Consider the following 21,619-nt stretch of genomic DNA (forward strand, 5'->3'; position numbering starts at 1 on the left):
GGCTCAGGTGGTGGGTTTGAAGTAGTTCGCGCCAATGCCCATCAGGGAGCTTCCAAGCTGGCCCCACATGGCATTCTGTCCCGCCTGCTGGGTCGCCTGCGCGGCGCTCCACGAAGCGAGGTTTTGATTTTGCGCCATGCCCATATTCATGCCCGCGTCGGGATTGATAAACTGGGGGCCGTTCTTCCCGATCGCTCCGGCGGACTGGCCCAGGTAATCCTGGCCGAATGCCACCGATGCCGGGACGCCACCAAGCAAGGAGAGAGCCGGGGAGCTGTATTGCTGGCTGGTCGCGAAACTCTGGTTCATCATGTTCAGCGCTTCATTGCGGCGCTTCTCCTTCATGTCGTCGCGGCCTAACATTTCGGCGAAGATCCCGACGTTATCATTCACCCGTCCACGGGCCTGCATCCCCTCCCTCGCTGTCTGGTCTGCCGTGCGCTTGTCCTCGAAACTCAGCGGCCCGATTGCCCGCTGGTAAGCGGTATCCGCCATGCTAGCGGTGCGCTCCATCGCCTGCTTGCCGTAGGGATTGACTCCGCCTAGCAGGCTCATCACCGCGGAGGAGTTCCCGGCCATATTGCCGAACTCAGCTTGCCGGGCCGCTTGGAGCTGCTGGCTGGCCGCGCTGTTAGCCTGTCCGCCCAGGCCGAGCAAGCCGGTGAGATACTGCCCTTGGTCGGCGAGGTTCAGGCCGCCGAATTGAGGCCTGTATTCGCTCTCCATGTCGTAGAGATCCGGCAACCCGGCATCCAAGCCTTTCAGGTAGGACAGCAGGCTTTTCTTGGGCGTCAGCATCGGCGGCGCTCCCCCACCGCTGCCCCCGGCCTGCGATGCCCCGTAAATCGAAGCACCGGCACCGACGACTGCGGTTCCGGCTGCGATGGTTCCACCTACTCCAAGGACTGCGACACTCATGATTCTGCTGTGGTGATGGTTGGGGCGGTTGCCTGCTCAAGCGCGGCGTCGGTCGAGTGATCTTTGCTCCATGCGCGGAGTAGCGGACACGAAGGGTCAACCAGCGGGTTGTCGTGGCCGGTGATCTCCAAAACGATCTTGTCCGGGTCGGTCTCGTTGGTAGGGTTGAGATGAACCGTCGTCCAAGTGGTGTCGGCGTGAGCGGCAAGAACGCGGCGCGTCCCCGGCTCGGTGATCCCGACATGCGGGGCGGTGTATCTCACGGCCCCTTCCTTCTCGCTCGTCACGGAAATGTCGCCCTGGCTGATAACGAAAGGGTGCTGGTGAAGATGCTCCCGGCTGGTCAGCACGGTCCCCGCCGGAATGAAGATCGTGCGGATGTAGAGCCCTTCCGCGAAACGGTGCGTCACCGGCATTTCCACAAGGTGAACGTGCCCGGCCTGAAGTGCCGCCAGCATCGCCACCTCCGCACGGTCAGCCAGAGACGAGGTGATCTCGTGCCGGGTCTCTGCCTCCGGCTCGGAGCGGTCGGCCACCATCGGGCCGGGGTCATTCGAGACCGCGCCCGCTTCGCTCTGGCCGTGTCCGGCGACCCTCGCATGCATGTAGCCGTTTTATCCGGACTCGAGCGTTAACGCAACTTTATTACAAATGTGTATTGAAGGCATTCATATCCGTTCCGTAATGCCGGAATCACCCCCTTGACAGGGCCAGTAGGCTAACGGTCGCCCTCCCATGGCTCAAATTACCATCGCCCCGAAAACGGGCTACATCAAGATCGTCGACTGGTCAGCCGCTGAGGGCTGTCCGGGCCCCCACTTGGAGGCCGTTCTTCGCCAGTGTTTGGCGAAGGTGTCACTCAACAAAGAACGCCAATGGAGGCGCACCCCGGACCACCCCGTGCGACGGTTCATAGACGAACACTCCGACTTCGATCAGTGTCTCGTGGGCGCTCTGCGGCAGTTCGAGGGCGGAAAGAATATTGAGGTGGTGCGACCGCACGCCGACGACCCGGCGGCACAAATGGAAGTCGACACCGCCGCAGTGCCCCCATCTGAGGATGGGGAACCCCAGGAGCACGTCGACGCCACGCTGTTTTTTGCGGTGAGCGAAGATCGGCTGGCCTATGTCCAAGGCGGTTCGCTTACTTTCCACGCTTTGGCTGACTACCTGAATTGGTTCCTTCGATCATCCGGAGGTTTCAAATCAGGCAACATCAGGTTGATCGACGAGACACCCAAAGAAGTTGCCAAGCGGATCGAAGCCACTGGCGTGAAGGAAATCAGACTAGGCGCTTCGCTCGCGGACATTTTTGCACGGAAGGATGTCGACGAGGATGTGGGCGTGATCGATCTGACCGAAGGTTTTTTCCCGGGCCTGATCCCGAAGTCATTGTATGCCAAGATGGCAGGTTTTGAGCATGTCGAGACCTCGGGGCTGAGGGCCACCGTTGCATTCTCTGCCAAAACCAAGGCAGGCGCTGAAACTAAGAGTTTCATGAAAGCCCTGGCTATCGGACTTCAAGGGGAAACCAAGAGTCTCACGATCGTGCTTCAAGACGGCAAAGAGATCCGGGGCGGCAAGTTGATCACCAAGGGCAAGCTCGATGCCCAAAATGTTGATGGCATCGCTGCTGCAACCTCTGTTTGGACTGGCTTGAAGGCACTTCTTGATGGAAGGTTGAACAAGGACGTCAATGAGGAGTAAAACAACAGATCTACTGATTTTTGGCGCTGGTTGGGCGCTGCCGGTGGTCGCTGCGGCTATCCTCGTGCATATGGCCAACGCATTTGGCCTGAAAGAAGCCAGCAGCTACTTGACGCCGGCGGCAGTAGTGCTGGCGGGATTTTCCGTGGCGGCCTTCAATCTCCGATTTCGGATCATCGATGCAATGTTGAAGGTGGAGCTGAAGAAAAGCCAAGTTGAGCATCTCACCGAGGTCTTCGGCGAGTGCCGGGCCAACATCGACCGATGCCTCTTTCTTTTTGTCTTCACCACTCTGATTCTTGTATCGGGGAAATTTGTAGAGCGGTGCCCGTGGTGGTTGGCTGCCGGATTCCTTTCAGTAGGAGCCGGTCTTTTCGTTCGATCTCTTGTGCGCTTTCTTGAAATTCTCTATGCGCTTCGGAAGTTGGAGGATTTTTCACTTTCGATGATTCGCGCCTCGGCGAAGCATCTTTGACAGTGAAGCTTGCGCAGAACGCGGAAATAAACTTCCACTATTGACGCCTCCGTTATGCTGTTCGCGTGAACAACTGGGGAGAGCGGTGGCGAATGCAGAGCTTCGAGTGCGGTTTCGCGTGGCTGGAAAATGATTCGGGCCCGATGAAAAGCCGGGATCGCGTGAAGCTCATCCGTCGGATCGGCGACCTGATGTCCGCTTTGGTCGAGCATCCGGAGCATGGGGAGCACAAGATTAGCGTCCTCAGTCTGGACATGCCGCGGGAGTTCAAGACGGCCCGCGGGCGGTGGATTCCTGAGAGCGATCCACGGGTGGAGCAGTTCCTTCGCAAAGCCCTGGCCGATGTGCGGGCCGGTGGGAAGAAAGTCGAGGCGTCAGCCGACCCCGTGCTGAGGGGAAAAACCGAAAAGGAACTTTTGTGGCTCCTTGAGCGCAACGGGTGGCTGGTCCAGCAGGATGTTAGGCTTGGTCCGCCATGGTCGGCGTAGGAGGATCGCCCCGGTTGCAATTTTTTACCGGACCCTCCTGACCGGTCCGCCGTGCAGCCTGCCCGCTCCCTCGACCCCCTCCCCCCTAGGTGTGCCTTACCTTCAACAAGTTGCGAATGTTAATCGCTCCGAAAGGTCGGGTCGATGTTATCGGGTGGGAAAGTTGTGTTCCATCCCAGCGGGCCTTCCATACTTCGCAACTTACTGCATTTCAACGTGATAACATGGGCACCAGCAGGGACAGCGGGTCGCTTGTCCTCTACTTTGTCCCCTATCCGGGATCACCGCGTCACCGAATATCACGAAAAGTTGACCGTCAAGGGGCGGCTACGCGCGCCTGCACGTTGTGGTCGAGCGGAGGGGGAGGCGGACCGGTTCTCAGGCATCACTTTCTGCAATCGCCTTCTGCCGCGTCCTCTTGGCCGTCGCCTTCCCTGCTATCACATCGAGGGCATCCGTTGCTGTCTTCACATCCGCCTTCACGAGATGCAATCGCCATCGGGTGGGATCTCCCGGTGCTGACTCGCGGCAGGCAACAATGAATACGCTCGGCCAGTCGTTCGCGACGGCAGAGAGCTTGGCGCTCTGATTCGGTCCTAACTCCAGCGTGGTGCTTTCAATTCCGTCCATGGATTCGGTGATTACCCCGTGCGTCCAATGGGTAGGGGTAGGCCGTATTATACTAATACGGCACTACCCTACCCCTTGTCCGGCAGCAATGGGGAGCAATGGGTATTTTCAAGGGGTAGGCTCATGCTACCCATTGGGCTTTTTGTTCAGGGAGACAGACCCACAGGATTGCTTTGCCGCCTCTCGGGTTGGGTTTCTCGAAGGTCTCGACCACTTTCAATTCCCGCGCCTCCTTCAATGCGTCCTTCGCTGGCCGGTCGGAGCATTTGCAAGTCCGCTGGATCTCCTCCAAGAGCGCCTGCCGCTCCATGGCTCCACTCGCGACCGCTGCCACCACCGCTTCGGGACCGGCCTTGCGCTTCTTGCCCTGCTCGGGGCCGCTGCAACCGGCGATAAGGTCCGCGGCCTCATCGTGGCCCACCGGCAGCCATGCGGGGCGCTGTGGGTTGTCCGTGCGGCGGAAGAAAGCGTGGTCCGTGAATTTGTCGTCATCGTCCTTCCAGCCGGTCGTCTTCCGCTTTGCTGACCGCAGCACGTGCAGGTCGGCAACCTTGGTCGGCATCAGCACCAGGAGTGCCCGCGGGGCGTTGGCGACTTCACCGCCGCCGGTGCCGGAATAAACCGGGTCCATGTTCTCCCAGCTATCCTTGGCAAGCTTCGGTGTATGGTGAGCGACCATCGCCGCGCAGTTGTGCTTCTGAAGCATCGGCATCAGCCCGTCGCGGAGGAAGCGGCTGGCATTGGCCACGATCTCGCCGCCGATGTAAGAGAGCAGCGGATTGATGATGACAAGATCCGCGGGCTCCTCGGTCAGCAGGTGGTCGAGGTGGGCAATGAAGGCGTCACCGGTGTAGAGCCGGGCGAACTCGGTGCGGACCATCTCGTCCAGCTTTCCAAGCTCCTCCCGCAGCAGCTCCCTGCCGAAGATCGCCACCGAGTTGTCGAGCAATCCTTCGCGACACTGGCCCAAGGTGCTTTCGTCGTCCTCACCGACAAAGTGGAGGACTCGCAGCGGTCGAGCTGGCCGGATGCCGAAATATGGCAACCCCAAGGCCCAGGCCAAAGCCATCTGCACGGCTCCCACCGACTTGCCGGAGCCTGCCGACGAATTGAAGAATATCACATCCCCGATTCGGAGCCATGCGTTGCCAGCCAGCACGCTTTCCGGCGGCGGGTCGGTGGGGAAGCTCAGGAAGCCGCGCACGATCGAACTCGGCGGCGGTTCCGCGGTCTCCATCTCGATCTCGATTTCCGGGGCCTCCGGTGGTTCTGCTGTGTGTCCGCTCATGAAAACAGTTTTGAAGGTTGAATTTGTCCGGCCACATCGGAGAGGTCTTTCCCCCTCGGCAGCTTTATCGTGTCCACTCGGCATCCCATCCCTAGCAGCACATCGCGCCAGTGAATGCCCATCGCATCGCCTGCCGGGTCCGCATCAGGGACCAGCCGCACAGGCCGACGCCGGATGATCCGCTCCGCCTCGGGGTGGAGCTGCTTACAAGCCGCACCTAGCATGCTGGTGGGCATCCACCTTTCCTTGCCGCCACTCCGGCGGAAGCGGACATAAAGGTCCATGGCGCTGAGGAAGTCGCTCGCGCCCTCGGCGATCAGCACCCCGGCGTCCGGCGGTGCATCGCTCAGGTAATCGAGACCCACCGGCCAAGACTTATCGACCCCGCGGAGGGGAAAGGCTTTCGACTTCCCGAATAGCTGCCCGTCCATGCGGCGGATCTCGGCGCAACGGTGGGAGGGATCGAGGACGCACCAACACTTCGCGCCGTCCACCGTCAGGAAGCGCAGCAGGCCGGAATGAACCATCACATGCACGGTGGGGAATCGCAGGCCGCGAAGGTCCGCAAACTCCTTCCATGACTGTGGTGTGCCTTCCTCAAGCAGTGCTGGCCACTCGATCACCTTGGGAGGCGCTGGTGCCTGTGGTGCTGGTCGTGGTCGTGGCCGGGATTGCTGGCCATCCAGAACGTTCAGACCGTGCCGCTCAAGATACCAGCGCCGCACCTCCGCATGATCGCAGTCGAGGGCCTTGGCAACGAATTGCACCCCGTCTCCGCCGTCTTCATGCTCGCCGCTGTGGTCCTTCCACTTCAGCCCGCCGCCGTGAATGCTGAAGCTCGGGCTCCGGTCGGGATGGAAGGGGCTGCACATGTTACCGTGCTGCTTCGGATCGCCGGGCAGGCCCAGCATGCGCCAAAGGTCGGCAATCTGGATCGCGTTGATTTCGGAAAACACATCCGGGGGATTACTGGTCATGTGGCCCCCTTTCCAATGAGTCGAGAACGCGGAGCAACCGCGCCACCTCGCCTTCGCTTCGCTCCTGTGCAGGGTGCCACTCCGGCCAATCCATCGGGGCTTGTGTGCCGCCGGTGCCGTGGGTAGATTCTGCCGTCCGTTGATCCAGTCCAGAGGGTCCGCGCCTGTCCGGGGCGCGGCCCTCGCTTGGGTTACTCTTCATAGGTTGTTGCGAGATTTTCCGTTAAGGTTTCGATGGCCGTCTGCATGGCCTCGGTGAATTCGTTGCTGTCGCCGGGCTCGGGCTTCCATCCCGTGATCGTCAGCTCCCGGAACGTGAACTTGAGGGCGGCTGACTCGAAGCGGTTGGCGTTCTGCCACGAGTTGAACTCGCTCATGAGCTGCCGCGCTTCCTCGCCGCCCATGCCGGTGGTCTCCTTCAACCAGCGATTCCACTGCTTGTATGGGACCATCCCGTGCCGTCGCAGGATCACCAGCCAGTGCCCGGCGTAGATCCTGCGGGCTGTGGCTCGCTCGGGGTCGTGAGTTGAAAGCGACCGCTCCAAGTCGAGAGCCGCCCGCCGTGCTAACGTCTCGGGTGCGCTCATGGTCGGCAGCTTGCGTTGGTGAATCCGGCCAGCAGTTCCCCCTGCTTCTCGGCTATCTTGCCCATCGTGGCTTCCGCCGCCTTCATCTCCTCGTCGGTGCAGCCGGAGAGTCCCGTTGCATCACCGAGCAGGTTCACGAGTGCCGAGATAGCCCCGGCGATGTCTCCCTGCATGCGGGTGGCGATGCGGAAGCATGGCAGCAGGTGATCGGCGCGAACTAGGCCGCGTTCCTGAATCCAGCCAAGCCATTCCTCGTCCGATTCAAAGTGCAGTTCCCTGGCGGTGAAAAGCCATCCGCCGGTGTCGCCTAGCAGGTTGTTCCGGCGCTCGGGGTCGGGCTCGTGGATTGCGAGCTGGTAATCACGGCTGGCGCGGCCCGCCAGTTCTCCAATTGTTAGATTCATTGGTTAGGCTTGGTTCGGGGTTTGTCCCTCGGCTCCCAGCGCCGCCATGCGGACCGAGAACTGCGCCGGGGTCATGGAGTGGGCGTGCAGAAAAATCGCCGCTTCCTCGGCGCTGCCGTCGAAGTGCTCCACCAGCCAATCGGGGAGGGTGCCGCCGGGGACATGCTCCGAAACCTGCACCAGCAGGCGCCCGGCTTTCTTCGCGTCCTCGTAGGCATTAAGCAGCGTGCCGGTGATCTTCCTGTGCAGGTAGTTCAGCAGCTCCTCGGGCTCGTGGTTGCCGTTCTCGTAGAAGACCAGTTCCGCCATCGCGGCCCGGCCTCGTGAAGCCGCCGCGTCCAGTGTGGCGTCGTCCATCCGGGCAATCGCCGTCCATCCGCTTAGCACCGTGGCGTCGTCACCGTAGGAGTTCGCCCACTCCTCGAATCCCGGATCGCCCAGGATCTCTTGGAGCTTCGCCACTTCGGCAGCACCGTCGCGCTGGTTGCGTCGGCTCTGCGTGTCCATGGCCTTTTCCAGTTCCACGCGGCTGCGGATCGAGGCGATAAGATCCGCTGGCGGGTTTTGATCTGCCGCGCTGCTCACTTCGCACCTCCTGACTTGGTGGTGGTGCCGGTGGTGGCTTTCTCGCTTTCCTTCTTGGCGAGATATTCACGGACACTGCCGACATGATAAAGCAGGGTGCCTTGCTTCATGCCCGGCTCGCGGAGACTTACGAAGCGGATGCGCTTCTCTTCCCGCAGACGTTTGGCGGGAGACCGCCCGATGCCGAAGTTTCTGGTTAGGTGCTTCTCCCTGATCCATTCGGCGGAATCAAGGGGCTCTGTGGTTGCATGGACGTTAGCCATGCCCTCCTATTATACATCGGATTCACCCCTCGGATCGAGGGTGCCCGGACCGTCCGTTAGCCTTTTCCGGCCTTGGCGGCGCAATCCGTTGAGCCAGTCCGATGGCCATGGCGAATTCCGTAGAACTCACACCCGGAAACAATCCTGATTCCGTTATGGTTGAGGTGGGCCACTGGGCGCTTCCGTTGCTCCAAGCACAAAATTCAGGAAAATCAGGAGGATCACTCTTGAGGCTTCCGCTTCTTGCGGATCACCGCGTGACCCGTCTCCTCCCGAAAGGCGCAATCGCACTTCCCGTTCCTGAGTCTGTGACCGCAAGCGGGGCATTCTCCCTCCTGTGGATTGGCTGCTCCCGCCTTGTCCCTCTTGGCCTTCACGGCAAGCATTGATAGATCCCGATTCATCACGGGACGGTTGCCAAAGGCGAAGTCCGAAAACTCATCGGCGAATCCCATCACCTGCTCGACCACCAAGCCGGAATTCCAGAATTCATCTAGCAGCTTCTCGCCATCCTCATATCGCGGTTCCCACTCTGGCCCCTTTTCTCGGGCGAGAAGTTCCACAAGATCCTCGGTCGTCAGTTCCTTGCCGGGATTCAGTGCCGCCCACTCATCAAGGCTTGAATTGCCCTCTTCTGAGTAGCGGGCCTTCTTTCCTCGCATGAACCATTCCAGCATCTTTTTGCGCCGGGGAGCGGTCCACGGCGGAAGCGGCTTGCTTGAGTTGTCGTCTTCCTTCTCTGGTTCATCAGGCCCCAGGCTCCCCGGCGTGAATGCCGCCTCTTCCGCATAAACCCGGACCTTGTTATCTGCGCCCTCCGGCGACCCATCGTCTTTCTGCTCCTCATCTGGCAGCATATGCAAAAGGAAATCGGCGGCGAAAACTTTCCCTCCAGTAGCAATGCCAAGCAATCTATGCGGGTCTTTTGCTCGCTCAGCTTCTACCTCGGCTTGTTTTTTCGTTGCGGCATTTATGCGCCTGATACTGCGCAGGTGTTGCGCGCGGCGCATGCGCGCCCGGTAGGGTTCATGCGAAAGAAATTCGCCAGCGGCCTGCCACAATTGGATCGCTCGCTGCACCTTCCTGCGGGGGTCGTCCATCTCCTGTATCGCCGCGGCGAGCAAGGCAAGTTCGGCTTGGGTCGGTAGGTTGGCTTTGGGCGTGGCTTCTTTCTTCTTCACGTGTCGGACGGGGCGAGGGATGGAAGCTTCGCGATTGCCTTTTTCAGCACCTCGGCGTCGGTGTGGGAATAGATCGCGTGGGACTCGCGGGTGCTGTGGCCGGTGAGCGCCATGCGGTCTTCCTCGGCGACACCAGCCGTGCGCAGCCAACTCGTGAAGGTATGGCGCAGCGAATGAAACCCGCGCTCATAGACGATCTTACCCACGCGCTTTTCACCCTCCGCCAGCGCTTCACGTGAAGCCTTGCCGCGATCCACTCCCGCGGCCTTCATGATCTTCACGAATGTTTCGGAAAGGCCCGTGCCGCTGCTCACCGGCAGCTTGGACAGCTTCGGGAAGACCGGAGCGTCCGGGCTGTCGTCCTCGATGCTCAGGGACTCAAGATAGACCAGCAAGTCCGGCTGGATCGGGATACGGACTTCGCGCTTCTTTCGCTTGGTCTTGCTGGGAACGAGGGTGATCGTTTTTGCCGCAAGGTCGATTGCTGACCACGAGAGCCGGGCCGCATCGCCCAGGCGCAGCCCGGTGAAGGCGGCGGCTAGAATCAGACCGCTCCACTCGGGAGTCGGCGCGAACTCCATCAGGGAGACAACCTCGGCGATGGTGAACGGCTTCCTGTCCATGCTGTCCTCGGTGCCCAGCGGGTCGAGGGAGGCGCACGGGTTAGAGACCACAAGCCCTTCACGGATCGCGGCGCGGAAAGCGGCCCCAAGATCCTTCACGTATTTGTTCGTCGTCTTGCCGGTGCGACCTTCATCCTGCAACCCCTCTCTCCATTGCCGCACCAGCGCCATGGTGACGGACTCCAGCGGATTGGATTTCCGGCTGTCGCCCAAGAATGTCAGAAACGAGTCCACGCTGTTGGTGTAGCGCTTCATCGTTGCCTCGGTGCTGTCGCGGCCCTTTCGGCGCAGCCACTCCTTCAACCAGCCTTCTACCCCGAACGCTGGCATGTCCTCGCCGGTCGCGATGGACAGCATCTCGGTGAGATATTTCCGGGCGGACAAGGAGGTGAACGTGCCGCGCTCGATCTCCGAGACAACGCGGGCAAAAACGCCCTTGGCAAGCTGCGCCTTGTCGGTGCCCGGCGCGATGGCCGCCTGCGCTGTGCGCTCCTTCTCGACGGCTACTTGCATCGCCTCCTTGCGGTTGGTCTTGCCGGTCGTCTCTCTTACCTGCTTCAATCCGCCAGATGGCAGCGGCACGTAATACTGACACTGGTAAACCGAAGATCCCTTGCGTTTGCGTAAGCTGGCCATGGTCGGAGGTGGTTTTTTTGTCCCCCAAAGCGTCCCCTAATCTTGCTGCTTTTGCGAGCTTTTACTGCTTTTCGGGTGACGCAACCCTTAGTTTTCCTAGCCCTTTCAACCACTAGGTTGCTTTCACTGGTTCGATCCCAGTATCGCGCACCATTCCCCTTTCTAGTAGTGACTCACGGGACCGACACCTCACCGGAACGCCTGGCCGTATTGCTGAGGCTGCTCGACGACGATTCACCCCCGGTCCGCGCCTCGGTCGAAACCGCCCTCGCGGCCTTTGGCGGCGATGTCAGCGAGTTGCTGGGCGAATCGCAGATCAAGCTCGACGAGAACTCGCTCGAACTGCTCTCCCTCCTGCTCCTTCCCGCACGCCGCGAACGCCTGCGCCGCGAATGGATCGTCCCCGCCGGCGGTGCCGCCGCGGTCCAGGACGACTGGGAACAATTCGAGGCGCTGCTCCGCAGTCTCTCCGATTATCTTCATGATGGCGTGAGCCTGCGCCAGCCGCTGGCCGATGCGCTCGACCTGCTGGCGGAGGAAGTCGAAGCCGTCGCCCATGAGGAAGGCGCGGCGGGACTCAACCGCGTCTTGTTTGAAAACGGCCGCTTCGGCACCGGGCAGGGCGACGAGGACGATCCGGATAATTATGACCTTGCCCATGTCCTGGCGGGCCATCCTTCGAATGCCGTCGGCCTGGGCATCCTATTCCTCCTGGTCGCGCGGCGTCTGGATATCGATGTGGACGGGCTGATGCTCCCCCAATCCTTCCTGTGCCGATATCACGACGAGGGCAATGTCGTGCTCAGCGAGCCGCACGTGAAAGGCCGCCGCGTGCTGCCGGATGACCTGGCGCACCGCATGCGCCGCTATCCGCGTGAGGTCCGGATGATCGCCACCCGCGCCACTTCTCCGGGTGAGCTGCTGGTGCGTGTCGTGGAGGAACTCGCCACTGCCTGGTCCGTGCGCGGCGAGACCGAAGATGCCGAGCTCATGGAAGAGCTGCTTGCGACTCTGGTGAAGGCGCCTTTCTAAGGAGAGGGAAAAGCTGCCGCCACACCTTCAGGGGAGTACCTTATGGGGGTTACCTTAATGGGATAACCTTTGCGTGCCGTTCGGGGCTACGGGTGGCGTGCCGTTCGGGGCACCACCCCCGACCCCGTTTCGGGGGACGGGTGCCGTACCGTTTCGGGGGACGCCTCCCTCACTCCTCCGCCCTGCGGATCCGTATCCGCGGACGCTCGGGCAGAGCATCCGGATTCAAGCCCGGGCCATCCACCGGCGGCGGCAGAGGTGCCACCCGCTCCTTGGACCGGCGGCCCTTCACGGGATAGCGCTTGTCCAATTCTTCCTGTGCCTTGGCATCCAGGATGACTTGCTTGGCTGCCTGCCCCTTGCGGGCGAAGTGCGCCCACACGGCGAACGATCCTGCAAAGATCAACACGAGGATGCCAATGGTCCGTATCTTTCTCCAAGCGTTCGAACTCATCGGCTGGCAACAGCGTTGTCCCGATTCGCCCGCGGTCGAGTAAATTTACGCCGCACTATCTGCCAATGCCGACGCGGAATGCGCGGAGTGGAAAAGTGGCGATGGAACGGGCGGCTCTACCGCTGGGAGCGCGGAGCCACCGGCCCGCAGAAGCGACCCTTGCGGCCCGGCAAATTCACGCAGCAAGTGCGGATAGCGCCGTCGCTTTGCTGCATTGCTTTTCCTGCACTCGAAGCGGTCTGGACCACTCTGCGGGCCGGTGGCTCCGCGCTCCCAGCGGAAGAGCCGTCCTTGGAGCACCACGAAAAGATACGGGTAAGGGCAGAGCCTGCTGCCGCTGTCCATGGCGACCCTCGATCCTCACTCCCCCGGGAACGGATTCGCGTCCAGCCGCGTGCGGATCTCCTCAAGCGGGATCGCCGGTTTCGCGGGTGGCTCGGCGCGCTTGATCATGACCAGGCCGAGGGCCGTGAGCATCGTGAGCAGGATCAAGGAGCCAACCACCCACCGGGGACTCGTCGGCACCTTGGAGAACATCCGCTTCACCCGTGCCTCGAGTCCGCTCTCGTGCGCCATCGCCAGGGCGGTGGCAGGTGAATGCTTCGCCGCGGCGAGGTCGCAGAGCACGTTGGCATAGCGGTCCGCCTTCATGCCCTCTGCCAGCAGGGCTTCATCGCAGGCGAACTCGCATTGTTCGCCGAGCCGCTTTGCCATCCACCATACCAGCGGATTGAACCAATGCAGCGTGCAGGCCGACGAGGCGATCGCGCGCATCAGGGGATCGCGGCGCTGGTGGTGCTTCATCTCATGCGCCAGCACCGCCTCCTGGGTCTCCGGCGGCCAGGAGTGCCACTCCTCCGGCACGAAGATCACCGGCTTGAAGATCCCTGCAGCCACCGGCCCGGGGTGATGCTTGAGAATGCGCACGTCGGCGATCAGATCCCCGGATTCCCGCACACCGATGCGCTCGGAATCGCCGCGCCAGCGGTTGAGGATCGAGAGCGCCACCAACAGCCGCACCGAAGCCAGCGCGACCCCGCCGGCCCAGATCCAAGGCAGCCATTTCCACAGCTCCTGCGGCACCTCGACCGCTTCCGTGGGATGCGGCAGCACTTCCCATTTCGGTAGGAAAAAGAGCAGCGGGAAGACCAGCAGCAGCGCCAGCGCAAGCAAGGTGAGCCGCGGGTCCTGCGCGTGGTCGCGGCGGCCCGCCCACCAGACGAAGACGGCGGCAGTTAGGGAGAAGGCGATGGCGGGAATCAGCATGGGATCACGGTTTGGATTCCAGAACGGTCAATTGAAACCCCTTGTTGTCGGTCGATTTGTCGAACGCGTGGTAGTAGACCCGCGTGGTTCCCGGCTTCCCCGCCACCAACCATGCCGACCAATTTGATCCCGGAAGTCCGCCAATTCCTGCAATGCTGGGATCGTCCGACCTAAGACGAAGAGCGGGGGAAGCCGCGATGACGAATCGCTCGAGTCCGGTCGTGACCATGAGCCGCTTCTCCCCGCTCTTCATGGTTACGGGAGGCGGTGAAAGCTCATTGCTCCGGTGGTGCCCGGGAAGCCTGTGAATGGTTCCGCAACCACAGGCCAACACGGAAAGGGTCAGCAATGAGGCCTGAATCACCAGCTTCATGGCTCGGGCTAGGCGGGTTTTACGGCTGATCGATCAGCTTGCGGATCTTTTCGATCTCGTCGGTGCTGAGCTGCTGGTCCTTGGGATCCAGCAGGGCGGCGACGAGGTTCTCCGGCTTGCCTTCGAAGAAGGTGGAGAGGAGCGACTTGAGCGCGGAGCGTTTCGCCTTCTTCTCCGGCACCGCGGGGCGATAGACGTAGCGCCGCGAATCCTTCCGGAAGGACAGCAGGCTCTTCTCGATCATGGTCGCCAACAGGGCCCGTACCGCGGAGTAGGTCGGCGGATCCGCCATCTGGTCCATCACTTCCTGGGCCGTCGCTTCCCCCATTCTGTAAAGAATATCCATGACCTGCCGCTCGCGCCGTGCCAGTGCTTCCGCATTGCTCATGCCCCTGAAATACACTTTGCTGGAAAAGCCGCAATTGAAATGTTACTAAAACAGCATTTGGCGTTGACGCGGGCAGGCTCACATGCTGTTTTTCCAGCACCATGAAATTCACGATGAAGACGATGGCTCTCCCCATGCGAAAACAACTCCTCCTGGCAGGCGCGGCCAGTGCGGCGATCTGGCTGACCGGCTGCGCGCCCAACTTCACTGCCGGGGAAGCCGCTCAAAAAGCGGCCAGTCCTGCTTTTGGAGACATGATGCCCGCGAACGGCCCGGCGCGCGCCGCGAAACCCGAAGTCGAGACGCGCGGCAAGGCCGCCGAAGAGCGCCCGGGTCTCGCCACCGCCTTCGGGGAATCCGAGAACTCTCCCTGGAACCGCCAGTCCTTCGTCCGTGCCTCTTCAAAGCCAGCCGGCGCGGGACTGGTCTTCTACAACGACAAGGAAGGCATCGAGGCGATGACCGGCTCGAAGCGCAAGATGGACGGCATGGAAACGGCCGCCGGGGAGATGATCGAGTGGGGCGTGAAGGGCGGCTTCAGCTACCTGCCGACCTACAAGACTTATAGCTGGGGCGCGCGGCGCTTCGTCGTGGGCGATCGGGACTCCAGCTACTCGATCGTGCTGAAGAACCGCTGCAAGAGCCGCCTGGAAGTGGTGCTGAGCGTGGACGGCCTCGACGTGATCGATGGCAAGAAGGCGGCGCTGTCCAAGCGCGGCTACGTGATCGCTGCCGGTGAGACCTTGGAAGTGAAAGGCTGGCGTACCAGCCCGGACACGGTGGCACGCTTCAAGTTCTCCACGGTGGCGGGCTCGTATAGCAACCTGAAGACCGGCGAGCACCGCAACGTCGGCGTCATCGGCATGGCGGTCTTCGCCGAGCAAGGCGTGGATCCCTGGACCTGGATGCCGCGCGAGGTGAACAACCGCCTCGATGCCGATCCATTCGCCACCGCTCCTTGAGCTGAGATATATGAAAACGCGACGTGAATTTGGCATCCTCTGCCTGGCGGCGATGGCATGGGCTTCCTGTGCCCCGGCACTACGGGCGGCAGATCCCGGCACCCTGCCCGATCCGAAGGATAAGCCGCCGCTGCTCGCGCTCTGGGTCGATAGCCACGGGATGCGGGTGGGCGCGACCATGCAGAAGGAGCTCCGCTTCGCCATCTGGGAAGACGGCCGCGTGCTCTGCGCGAAGGATCCGGAGAAGGGCGGCAGCGGCCTGCGCTCCGGCACCATCACCGCGGAGCAAGTGGCCACGCTCAAGAACCAGGTGAACGGTTCCGGAATCTTCGAGTTGAAGGGCAACTGCTACCTGGTGCCCGATGCACCGGTGCATTGCCTGATCGCCTCGGTCGACGGCAAGAAGCAGATGCTCTACTGGGACGAGGTCGAGATGCCGGGCTACGGGATCAACACCAATCCCAAGCCGCAGCACCTCGCCTTCATGGCCTGCTGGAAGCAAGTGAAGGCGGCCGGCCTCAGGCGGCTGAAGAAGGACCTCCACGAGGTCGCGCCCTCGCAGAGTTTCAGCCCGCCGAAGTCGTGGTATTTCAAGAAGACGATCCAATCGGAATAAGACGATGAACCTTATCGATGACTTTTCCTGCGGCCGGATCTGCCTGGCGCTGGGCGCCGTCCTGATGGTGTGGGGTGCCTGCCGCGAGCCGATGCTGGCGACCAAGCAGGAGCAGGCCGTGCTGCCGGCTTTGCGGGTGGCTTCATGGGAGATCGGGCTTGGCGACGACTCCGTCGATTTGGAGGGCAGCTTGGTGAGCCGTTCGGATGGGCCGACGCTGCCTGTGATCGGTGGTGAGTAGTCTTGCCTAGGAAGGTCGAAAACAAAGGAAGGCTCCTCCGCCGGGAGGGCGGAGCCACTGGCCCGCAGAGCGGTCCAAGAGGGCTCGGGTGCTGGCCAGGCATGCGCCAAAGCGACGGCGGTATCTATACGGACCGCGTGAATGGCCGGGCAACAAGGGACCATCCTGCGGGCCGGAGGCTCCGCGCTCCCAGCGGTAGAGCCGTCCTTTCAAGGGCCCGCTGCGAGACTCCGCCGCCGGGCCCGTGAATCCCTCAACAAACATCCGCGATCACTTTCCTAACAGCCTCCGCCGCCGTCCGGAATTGCTCCGACTCCACGGCATTCAAATCCGGATGCAGGATCCGCTCGATCCCGCGCTTCCCGACTACCACCGGCAGGCTCAGGCACACGCCCTCCACTCCCAGGAAGCCGTCGATCTTGACGCTCAGGGGCACGGTCCGCCGCTCGTCCAGCAAGATCGACTCGATGATATAAGCCGCCGCCTGGCCGATCGCGTAGCAGGTATTGCGCTTCTTGCGGAAGACCTCGATTCCCGCGTGCGCCGCCTTGTCGCAGAGCGCGCGGCGCTCGGGGGTATCGTCGATCTTCTCCCCACCCGCCTGGGCCACGCTCATCGCCGGGAACTGATGCTCACCATGCTCGCCGAGGATGTAGGCGCGCAGGTCGTCCGGATGAATCCCGAGCAGTGCGGACAACATCTCGCGGAAGCGAATCGAATCGACCAGGGTCCCGGTGCCCATGACCCGCTCTTTCGGAAATCCGGTGAGTTCCAGCGCCTGCCAGGTGAGGACGTCCACCGGGTTCGAGACCATCACCAGCTTGGTCTCGGGCGCGAGCGCGGCGATCCGCGGCAGCATTTCGCGCATCAGGGCGACATTGCCGTGCGCCAGCGAATTCCGGCTGGTGAGGCCCTCCGGTGTCGGCACGGAGGCGCACATCGCCACCACCTCGCTGCCCGCGCAATCGGCGAGGTCCCCTGCCCTCACGCTCACCGGTACCTGCAGGAAGGCCTGCGCGTGCATCAGGTCCATTGCCTCACCTTCCGCCTTCGTCCGGTTCGCGCCGACGAGCACGATCTCCCGCGCCGCGCCGCGCAGCATCAGCGTGTAGGCCAGCACCATTCCCACATTTCCCGGACCGACGATCGTGACTTTCACGCGGCCAGCTAAAGCAGGAAGTGCCAAGTGAGAAGGACCGAGTGCCAATTGGGAGAAGCTCCAAGTAAGAAGTGCCAAGTTCCATATTGGAGTCTGCTACCGCAGGTTCCGGCTTTTCTGCCTTTCTTGGCACTTGGTCCTTTTCCCTTGGAACTTCCCCAAAATTGGCACTTGGCACTTCTCACCTGGGACTTCCTTCTTCCCCGGTGGCTTCCTTCGTCATTTCCATCGCCGCGCTCCGGCGCAATGCCGCCATCCTCCGCGAAACCGCCGATGCCGCGGGCTGCCGGATCGTGCTCGCGCTGAAGGGCTTCTCCTGCTGGAAGGCATTCCCCTATATCCGGGAGTATCTCGATGGCTGCTGCGCCTCCGGGCTGTGGGAAGCGCTGCTGGCCCGCGATTACTTCGGCAAGCACGTGGTCACCTACTCGCCCGCCTATCAGGAGGACGAGATCCGCCAGCTCTGCGAATTCACCCACCACCTCGACTTCAACTCCCTGTCGCAGTGGTTCCGCTTCCGAGAAATCGTGATGGCGCACCCGCGCTTCATTTCCGGGGAGCTGCACTGCGGCCTGCGGGTGAATCCAGAGTGCTCGACCGGCCACACCCCGCTCTACGATCCCTGCGTGCCCGGCTCGCGGCTCGGCATCACCGCGGACCAGCTCGAAGGCGTCGATCTCAGCGGCCTTTCCGGCCTGCACTTCCACACCCTCTGCGAGCAGAACTCCGACGATCTCGAAAAGACGCTGGCCGCCGTGGATGAGAAATTCGGCCACCTGCTGCGCTCGCCGCAATTCAGCTACCTGAACATGGGCGGTGGCCACTGGATCACCAAGCCCTTCTACGACCGCGAGCGCCTGATCCGCCTGGTCAAGGAGACCCGGGAAAAATACGGCGTGGAGGTCTGGTTGGAACCGGGCGAAGCGGGTGCGATCCACACCGGCGTGCTGCGCTCCGAAGTCATCGATGTCTTCGAATCCGCCGGCCACAAGCTCGCGATCCTGGACATCTCCGCCACCGCCCACATGCCGGATGTACTAGAGATGCCGTATCGTCCGGAGGTGTTCCTCGTGGAGCCCGGAAGCGCGGACTTTAGTCCGCAGGAATCGCCACCCAGCCCCGCCGTCACCCTCCCCGGCGAGTCCTATCATGTCGCCTTGGAAGACGGCCCGCATCTTTACCGCCTCGGCGGCCCGACTTGCCTGGCTGGCGATGTCACCGGCGACTTCGCTTTCCGACGCCCGCTGAAGGTTGGCGATATCCTCGTCTTCGATGACATGGCGCATTACACCATGGTGAAGACGACGATCTTCAACGGCGTGCCCCACCCGTCCATCGTCCTCCAGCACGAGGATGGCAGGCTGGAGACGATCCGCGAGTTCGGGTATGCGGATTTCCGGGACCGGCTGAGTTGAAGCAGCACCGCATCGGATGGAACGATCTGCCGACCACGAGCCACAGACCCGACTTGGTGCTCGTATCCGGCAATCAATAACCCTCCTCTGTCCCCATGTCCTTTAGCTCGAATTACGCCTTCCTCAGCATGCTTTCCATCGCCGCTCAGGTGGCCTTCGCGACCCTCGCGATTTGGATTGCAGTGATCGTCCTCCGGCAGCGGACCGCGGCGGCTTGGATGGTCTTGGCCGGGGCGATTCTTTCTCCCGCGATCACCCTCTTCGCCACCTTCGGACGGCGGCTGATCGGATCCAGCCCGGATTTCGAGTTCCATATGTGGATCTACTTTACGGGAAATATCGTCGCCCAACTTCTCTTCCTCGGCGGGCTACTGTTGCACCTCATGCGGCGTAGCTCCGAGTCCGAACGAATCACCGAATTGGAAGCGATCATCCACGACCGTGACCAAGGCGGTGAAGCGCGGGTGAATTCGCCATGAGCGCGCATGCGCTACGGCGGGCTGAAGACCACAGATAGGCGCCGTGGATCAAACAGCCGATCTGGACCAGGATGGATAGGATGAATGGGATAGAGCCAGAAATCCAAAACGCCAATTCCCTGCCCTTCTTATTATCCCATCCATCCTATCCATCCTGTATGTTTGGAAATGCCGCTATTGACCCCGGATCCGCCGCGGGTGGCTTCCGAGAATGGGCCGGAACGAAGCTCGTCGGAGGAAGCCACCCGCGGCGGATCGCCAGGGACCATCTCGTGTGATCCCATTGCGGCCGCCCCGGGAGAACGCGGGCGGGGGTGGCCTCCCCCGCCCGCGGCGGAAACGTCCAGGCCGAATCCATCCAGGACCTTCGAGTCCGTGACCGAGCTCATGGCCGTTCGTTTCCGCTCCCGGTTCAATGCTCGAACCACTGAATGGGTCTTTGAACCCGCATCGCAAGATTGAGACATGAACCGCAATACACCTACCCACATCGGCATCGACGTGTCAAAGGCACGCCTCGACGTCCACATCCCCGGCCAAGCCCACCTGCAGGTCGCCAATTCCGCCCGCGGGCTGGACGACCTCTTCACCGCCATCGCCGGCGTGGAAGCTCCCCACCTCGTCTGCGAGTCCACCGCTGGCTACCAGAAGCTGTTGGCCGCCACCGCCCTCCAACGCGGGATCCCCGTATCGGTCGTCATGCCCGCCCGCGTCCGCTATTTCGCGCTCTCCGGAGGCATCCTCGCCAAGACCGACCGCATCGATGCCCGCCTCATCGCAAGCTACGCCGACACTCACCGGCCCCCGGCCCTGGTGGCTCCCGATCCCGCGGCCGTCGTGCTGCGCCAGATGCTCGAAGCACGGCGCGTCCTCGTCGACCTCATCACCGATACCGGCAACCGCCTCGAGCTCGCCGAGGGCTTCCTTCGCAAAACCCTCACCAAGCTGCGCCGCGCGACACAGCGCCTGCTCGACCAGGCCGATGCCGGTATCGCCGCCCACGTCGCGGCCTCGCCCGTGCTTGCCGCCAAGTCCGCACGGCTCCGCCAGCTCAAGGGGGCAGGTCCCGTCCTCGCCCACACCCTGCTGGCCTACCTCCCCGAACTCGGCATCTTGCCCGACAAGACCGTGGCCTGTCTCGCGGGCGTCGTCCCTCATCCCAAGGACAGCGGCGCCACCTGCGGCAAGCGCAAGATCCAAGCCGGCAGGGGGGCGGTGCGCAAGGTCCTCTACATGGCGGCGGTGTCGGCCTCGCACTCCAACACCGTCCTGAAAGCCTTTTACCAACGTCTCCTACAAGCCGGCAAGCCCGCCAAAGTCGCGCTCACCGCCGTCATGCGCAAAATGATCACCATACTAAACAAACTTCTCGCCGACCCGGATTTTACCCTTGCCTGAAAACACCACTGCTCGGTCCAAACTCCAGAACCGCGGTGTCTTGATCCGCGTCCATTCGTGACTGCCTCTCCTCACCAAACCGGACGGAGACCCATTTTTCATTTCTCACCCATCGCGCAACGCCCCAAGCTCCGGGCATGCATTCCATGACGGGATTCGGGCGAGGCTCGGCGACGACGGATGAAGGAACGGCGACGGTCGAGATTGCCTGCGTGAACCGCAAGCAGGCGGAGGTGGTGGTGCAGGCACCGCGCGAGCTGTTGGAATTGGAGGCGAAGGTGCGGAAGGCGGTGCTGACGACCATTTCCCGCGGGCGGATCCAGGTGAGCATCCAATTCGAGCGCTCCGGGACCTCGGGCTCGCCGGTCAGCGTCGATTCGCGGCTGGTGGCGGCGCTGGAGGGCGCCTTCGACCTGATTTCCGAGCAGACCGGCCGCCGGGTGACGGCGGAGGCCGCGGATTTCCTACGGGTGCAAGGGGTGATCCGGATCGAGGACAGCGGCCTGGACGCGGAAACGGCGTGGCCGGCGATCGAGCCGGCGCTGGAGGTGGCGATCGAGCAGGTGCTGGCGATGCGCCATGCGGAGGGCGACGATCTGGGCCGGGATCTTTTCACCCGGCTGGTGCTGCTGGAGAAGGTCGCGGCGGCGATCGGCATGCTCGCCCCGGGGCGTCCGGAGCGTTACAAGGAACAGTTGCTCAAGCGTTTGCGGGATGCCGGCCTGGAGCTGGAATTGACCGACGAGCGGGTGCTGCGGGAGTTGGTAGTCTTCGCCGACCGCTGCGATATTTCCGAGGAGATCACCCGGTTGGACGCGCATTTCCGGCGCTTCCGCGAGTACATGACAGGCAAGGAACCGGCGGGCAGACCGCTGGATTTCCTGTGTCAGGAGATTCACCGCGAGTTCAATACCATCGGCTCGAAGGCCAGCGACGCGGTGATCGCGCAGCACGTGGTGGAGGCGAAGACGGAGCTGGAGAAGATCCGGGAGCAGGTGCAAAACGTTGAATAAGAGAAAAGAGGCCGGAGTCCAGAATCCAGAGGAGCAGGCCGGAGCCCGAAGATGTGCCGGG

At 62.3% G+C, this 21,619-nt stretch carries 26 protein-coding genes; 11 read left to right on the top strand and 15 right to left on the bottom strand.

Features of this window, described 5'->3' with window-relative positions; all coding sequences use genetic code 11:
- Positions 1-3: 3 nt before the first annotated feature.
- On the bottom strand, positions 4-918 hold the full coding sequence (locus tag ABWK72_RS06685) for a hypothetical protein (RefSeq protein WP_367874011.1): 915 nt from the start codon (positions 916-918) through the stop codon (positions 4-6).
- The gene (locus tag ABWK72_RS06690) at positions 915-1,523 is read right to left on the bottom strand and encodes a hypothetical protein (RefSeq protein WP_367874012.1); all 609 of its coding nucleotides are present in this window, start codon (positions 1,521-1,523) and stop codon (positions 915-917) included. Before ABWK72_RS06690 ends, ABWK72_RS06685 begins: the two co-directional genes overlap by 4 nt.
- 130 nt (positions 1,524-1,653) lie before the next feature.
- Between ABWK72_RS06690 and ABWK72_RS06695 the strand changes: the two genes are divergently transcribed.
- From ABWK72_RS06695 to ABWK72_RS06705, 3 genes are all read left to right on the top strand, one after another.
- The gene (locus ABWK72_RS06695; protein WP_367874013.1) at positions 1,654-2,625 is read left to right on the top strand and encodes a hypothetical protein; all 972 of its coding nucleotides are present in this window, start codon (positions 1,654-1,656) and stop codon (positions 2,623-2,625) included.
- Positions 2,615-3,100 (top strand): hypothetical protein, encoded by a 486-nt coding sequence (locus tag ABWK72_RS06700; RefSeq protein WP_367874014.1) that lies wholly within the window; start codon positions 2,615-2,617, stop codon positions 3,098-3,100. Before ABWK72_RS06695 ends, ABWK72_RS06700 begins: the two co-directional genes overlap by 11 nt.
- 143 nt (positions 3,101-3,243) lie before the next feature.
- Positions 3,244-3,588, top strand: a complete 345-nt coding sequence (locus ABWK72_RS06705; RefSeq protein ID WP_367874015.1) for a hypothetical protein — start codon at positions 3,244-3,246, stop codon at positions 3,586-3,588.
- 378 nt (positions 3,589-3,966) lie between these two features.
- On the opposite strand, the gene ABWK72_RS06710 is transcribed toward ABWK72_RS06705, so the two are convergent.
- The 8 genes from ABWK72_RS06710 to ABWK72_RS06745 form a co-directional block, all read right to left on the bottom strand.
- Entirely contained in the window at positions 3,967-4,218 is a 252-nt protein-coding gene (locus ABWK72_RS06710) for a hypothetical protein (protein WP_367874016.1), read from the bottom strand.
- Positions 4,219-4,339: 121 nt separating this feature from the next.
- Complete coding sequence (locus ABWK72_RS06715; RefSeq protein WP_367874017.1) at positions 4,340-5,506, bottom strand: AAA family ATPase; 1,167 nt, start codon at positions 5,504-5,506, stop codon at positions 4,340-4,342.
- The gene (locus ABWK72_RS06720) at positions 5,503-6,483 is read right to left on the bottom strand and encodes a toprim domain-containing protein (RefSeq protein WP_367874018.1); all 981 of its coding nucleotides are present in this window, start codon (positions 6,481-6,483) and stop codon (positions 5,503-5,505) included. The genes ABWK72_RS06715 and ABWK72_RS06720 overlap by 4 nt, the downstream gene beginning before the upstream one ends.
- Before the next feature lie 191 nt (positions 6,484-6,674).
- A complete protein-coding gene (locus ABWK72_RS06725; RefSeq protein WP_367874019.1) occupies positions 6,675-7,070 on the bottom strand; it encodes a hypothetical protein in 396 nt (131 codons plus the stop codon).
- Positions 7,067-7,474 carry a hypothetical protein gene (locus tag ABWK72_RS06730; protein ID WP_367874020.1) on the bottom strand — a complete coding sequence of 136 codons (408 nt, stop codon included), beginning with the start codon at positions 7,472-7,474 and terminating at the stop codon, positions 7,067-7,069. The genes ABWK72_RS06725 and ABWK72_RS06730 overlap by 4 nt, the downstream gene beginning before the upstream one ends.
- A 3-nt stretch (positions 7,475-7,477) precedes the next feature.
- Positions 7,478-8,059 (bottom strand): hypothetical protein, encoded by a 582-nt coding sequence (locus tag ABWK72_RS06735; RefSeq protein WP_367874021.1) that lies wholly within the window; start codon positions 8,057-8,059, stop codon positions 7,478-7,480.
- A 484-nt stretch (positions 8,060-8,543) separates the two neighbouring features.
- The gene (locus ABWK72_RS06740) at positions 8,544-9,503 is read right to left on the bottom strand and encodes a hypothetical protein (RefSeq protein ID WP_367874022.1); all 960 of its coding nucleotides are present in this window, start codon (positions 9,501-9,503) and stop codon (positions 8,544-8,546) included.
- Positions 9,500-10,762 carry a tyrosine-type recombinase/integrase gene (locus tag ABWK72_RS06745; protein WP_367874023.1) on the bottom strand — a complete coding sequence of 421 codons (1,263 nt, stop codon included), beginning with the start codon at positions 10,760-10,762 and terminating at the stop codon, positions 9,500-9,502. The genes ABWK72_RS06740 and ABWK72_RS06745 overlap by 4 nt, the downstream gene beginning before the upstream one ends.
- A 168-nt stretch (positions 10,763-10,930) precedes the next feature.
- Here ABWK72_RS06745 and ABWK72_RS06750 point away from each other — a divergent pair, with 168 nt between their 5' ends.
- Complete coding sequence (locus ABWK72_RS06750; RefSeq protein WP_367874024.1) at positions 10,931-11,794, top strand: transglutaminase family protein; 864 nt, start codon at positions 10,931-10,933, stop codon at positions 11,792-11,794.
- 169 nt (positions 11,795-11,963) lie between these two features.
- Here ABWK72_RS06750 and ABWK72_RS06755 read toward each other — a convergent pair whose 3' ends face one another.
- From ABWK72_RS06755 to ABWK72_RS06770, 4 genes are all read right to left on the bottom strand, one after another.
- Complete coding sequence (locus ABWK72_RS06755) at positions 11,964-12,203, bottom strand: hypothetical protein (RefSeq protein WP_367874025.1); 240 nt, start codon at positions 12,201-12,203, stop codon at positions 11,964-11,966.
- 405 nt (positions 12,204-12,608) lie between these two features.
- Positions 12,609-13,514 (bottom strand): M56 family metallopeptidase, encoded by a 906-nt coding sequence (locus ABWK72_RS06760; protein WP_367874026.1) that lies wholly within the window; start codon positions 13,512-13,514, stop codon positions 12,609-12,611.
- 4 nt (positions 13,515-13,518) lie between these two features.
- Complete coding sequence (locus tag ABWK72_RS06765) at positions 13,519-13,887, bottom strand: hypothetical protein (RefSeq protein ID WP_367874027.1); 369 nt, start codon at positions 13,885-13,887, stop codon at positions 13,519-13,521.
- Between the two features lie 19 nt (positions 13,888-13,906).
- Positions 13,907-14,275, bottom strand: coding sequence for a BlaI/MecI/CopY family transcriptional regulator (locus ABWK72_RS06770; RefSeq protein ID WP_367874028.1), 369 nt, complete (start codon positions 14,273-14,275; stop codon positions 13,907-13,909).
- Positions 14,276-14,409: 134 nt separating this feature from the next.
- Between ABWK72_RS06770 and ABWK72_RS06775 the strand changes: the two genes are divergently transcribed.
- The 3 genes from ABWK72_RS06775 to ABWK72_RS06785 are packed head-to-tail and all read left to right on the top strand — an operon-like array spanning position 14,410 to position 16,094.
- Positions 14,410-15,237, top strand: coding sequence for a hypothetical protein (locus ABWK72_RS06775; protein ID WP_367874029.1), 828 nt, complete (start codon positions 14,410-14,412; stop codon positions 15,235-15,237).
- 10 nt (positions 15,238-15,247) lie between these two features.
- Positions 15,248-15,853 (top strand): hypothetical protein, encoded by a 606-nt coding sequence (locus ABWK72_RS06780; RefSeq protein WP_367874030.1) that lies wholly within the window; start codon positions 15,248-15,250, stop codon positions 15,851-15,853.
- Positions 15,854-15,857: 4 nt separating this feature from the next.
- Positions 15,858-16,094, top strand: coding sequence for a hypothetical protein (locus ABWK72_RS06785; RefSeq protein ID WP_367874031.1), 237 nt, complete (start codon positions 15,858-15,860; stop codon positions 16,092-16,094).
- A gap of 253 nt (positions 16,095-16,347) precedes the next feature.
- On the opposite strand, the gene ABWK72_RS06790 is transcribed toward ABWK72_RS06785, so the two are convergent.
- Entirely contained in the window at positions 16,348-17,253 is a 906-nt protein-coding gene (locus ABWK72_RS06790; protein ID WP_367874032.1) for a malate dehydrogenase, read from the bottom strand.
- A gap of 206 nt (positions 17,254-17,459) precedes the next feature.
- Between ABWK72_RS06790 and nspC the strand changes: the two genes are divergently transcribed.
- From nspC to ABWK72_RS06810, 4 genes are all read left to right on the top strand, one after another.
- Positions 17,460-18,668, top strand: coding sequence for a carboxynorspermidine decarboxylase (nspC, locus tag ABWK72_RS06795; RefSeq protein WP_367874033.1), 1,209 nt, complete (start codon positions 17,460-17,462; stop codon positions 18,666-18,668).
- A gap of 95 nt (positions 18,669-18,763) precedes the next feature.
- Positions 18,764-19,147, top strand: a complete 384-nt coding sequence (locus ABWK72_RS06800; RefSeq protein WP_367874034.1) for a hypothetical protein — start codon at positions 18,764-18,766, stop codon at positions 19,145-19,147.
- A 465-nt stretch (positions 19,148-19,612) separates the two neighbouring features.
- On the top strand, positions 19,613-20,545 hold the full coding sequence (locus ABWK72_RS06805) for an IS110 family transposase (protein ID WP_367871649.1): 933 nt from the start codon (positions 19,613-19,615) through the stop codon (positions 20,543-20,545).
- A 137-nt stretch (positions 20,546-20,682) separates the two neighbouring features.
- The gene (locus tag ABWK72_RS06810; RefSeq protein WP_367874035.1) at positions 20,683-21,558 is read left to right on the top strand and encodes a YicC/YloC family endoribonuclease; all 876 of its coding nucleotides are present in this window, start codon (positions 20,683-20,685) and stop codon (positions 21,556-21,558) included.
- The last annotated feature ends 61 nt before the right edge of the window (positions 21,559-21,619 follow it).

The sequence above is a fragment of the Luteolibacter sp. Populi genome, from assembly GCF_040801775.1.
In the GTDB taxonomy this organism is placed as follows: Bacteria; Verrucomicrobiota; Verrucomicrobiia; order Verrucomicrobiales; family Akkermansiaceae; genus Haloferula.

Bases quoted from the DNA above. Each gene is read 5' to 3' on its own strand.
- ABWK72_RS06685 (WP_367874011.1), bottom strand. From the start codon at position 918: ATGAGTGTCGCAGTCCTTGGAGTAGGTGGAACCATCGCAGCCGGAACC.
- ABWK72_RS06760 (WP_367874026.1), bottom strand. From the start codon at position 13,514: ATGCTGATTCCCGCCATCGCCTTCTCCCTAACTGCCGCCGTCTTCGTC.
- ABWK72_RS06780 (WP_367874030.1), top strand. From the start codon at position 15,248: ATGAAAACGCGACGTGAATTTGGCATCCTCTGCCTGGCGGCGATGGCA.
- ABWK72_RS06805 (WP_367871649.1), top strand. From the start codon at position 19,613: ATGAACCGCAATACACCTACCCACATCGGCATCGACGTGTCAAAGGCA.
- ABWK72_RS06695 (WP_367874013.1), top strand. From the start codon at position 1,654: ATGGCTCAAATTACCATCGCCCCGAAAACGGGCTACATCAAGATCGTC.
- ABWK72_RS06775 (WP_367874029.1), top strand. From the start codon at position 14,410: ATGCGAAAACAACTCCTCCTGGCAGGCGCGGCCAGTGCGGCGATCTGG.
- ABWK72_RS06710 (WP_367874016.1), bottom strand. From the start codon at position 4,218: ATGGACGGAATTGAAAGCACCACGCTGGAGTTAGGACCGAATCAGAGC.
- ABWK72_RS06745 (WP_367874023.1), bottom strand. From the start codon at position 10,762: ATGGCCAGCTTACGCAAACGCAAGGGATCTTCGGTTTACCAGTGTCAG.
- ABWK72_RS06785 (WP_367874031.1), top strand. From the start codon at position 15,858: ATGAACCTTATCGATGACTTTTCCTGCGGCCGGATCTGCCTGGCGCTG.
- ABWK72_RS06725 (WP_367874019.1), bottom strand. From the start codon at position 7,070: ATGAGCGCACCCGAGACGTTAGCACGGCGGGCGGCTCTCGACTTGGAG.
- ABWK72_RS06715 (WP_367874017.1), bottom strand. From the start codon at position 5,506: ATGAGCGGACACACAGCAGAACCACCGGAGGCCCCGGAAATCGAGATC.
- ABWK72_RS06765 (WP_367874027.1), bottom strand. From the start codon at position 13,887: ATGAAGCTGGTGATTCAGGCCTCATTGCTGACCCTTTCCGTGTTGGCC.
- ABWK72_RS06730 (WP_367874020.1), bottom strand. From the start codon at position 7,474: ATGAATCTAACAATTGGAGAACTGGCGGGCCGCGCCAGCCGTGATTAC.
- ABWK72_RS06705 (WP_367874015.1), top strand. From the start codon at position 3,244: ATGAAAAGCCGGGATCGCGTGAAGCTCATCCGTCGGATCGGCGACCTG.
- ABWK72_RS06810 (WP_367874035.1), top strand. From the start codon at position 20,683: ATGCATTCCATGACGGGATTCGGGCGAGGCTCGGCGACGACGGATGAA.
- ABWK72_RS06690 (WP_367874012.1), bottom strand. From the start codon at position 1,523: ATGCATGCGAGGGTCGCCGGACACGGCCAGAGCGAAGCGGGCGCGGTC.
- ABWK72_RS06800 (WP_367874034.1), top strand. From the start codon at position 18,764: ATGTCCTTTAGCTCGAATTACGCCTTCCTCAGCATGCTTTCCATCGCC.
- ABWK72_RS06700 (WP_367874014.1), top strand. From the start codon at position 2,615: ATGAGGAGTAAAACAACAGATCTACTGATTTTTGGCGCTGGTTGGGCG.
- ABWK72_RS06720 (WP_367874018.1), bottom strand. From the start codon at position 6,483: ATGACCAGTAATCCCCCGGATGTGTTTTCCGAAATCAACGCGATCCAG.
- ABWK72_RS06770 (WP_367874028.1), bottom strand. From the start codon at position 14,275: ATGAGCAATGCGGAAGCACTGGCACGGCGCGAGCGGCAGGTCATGGAT.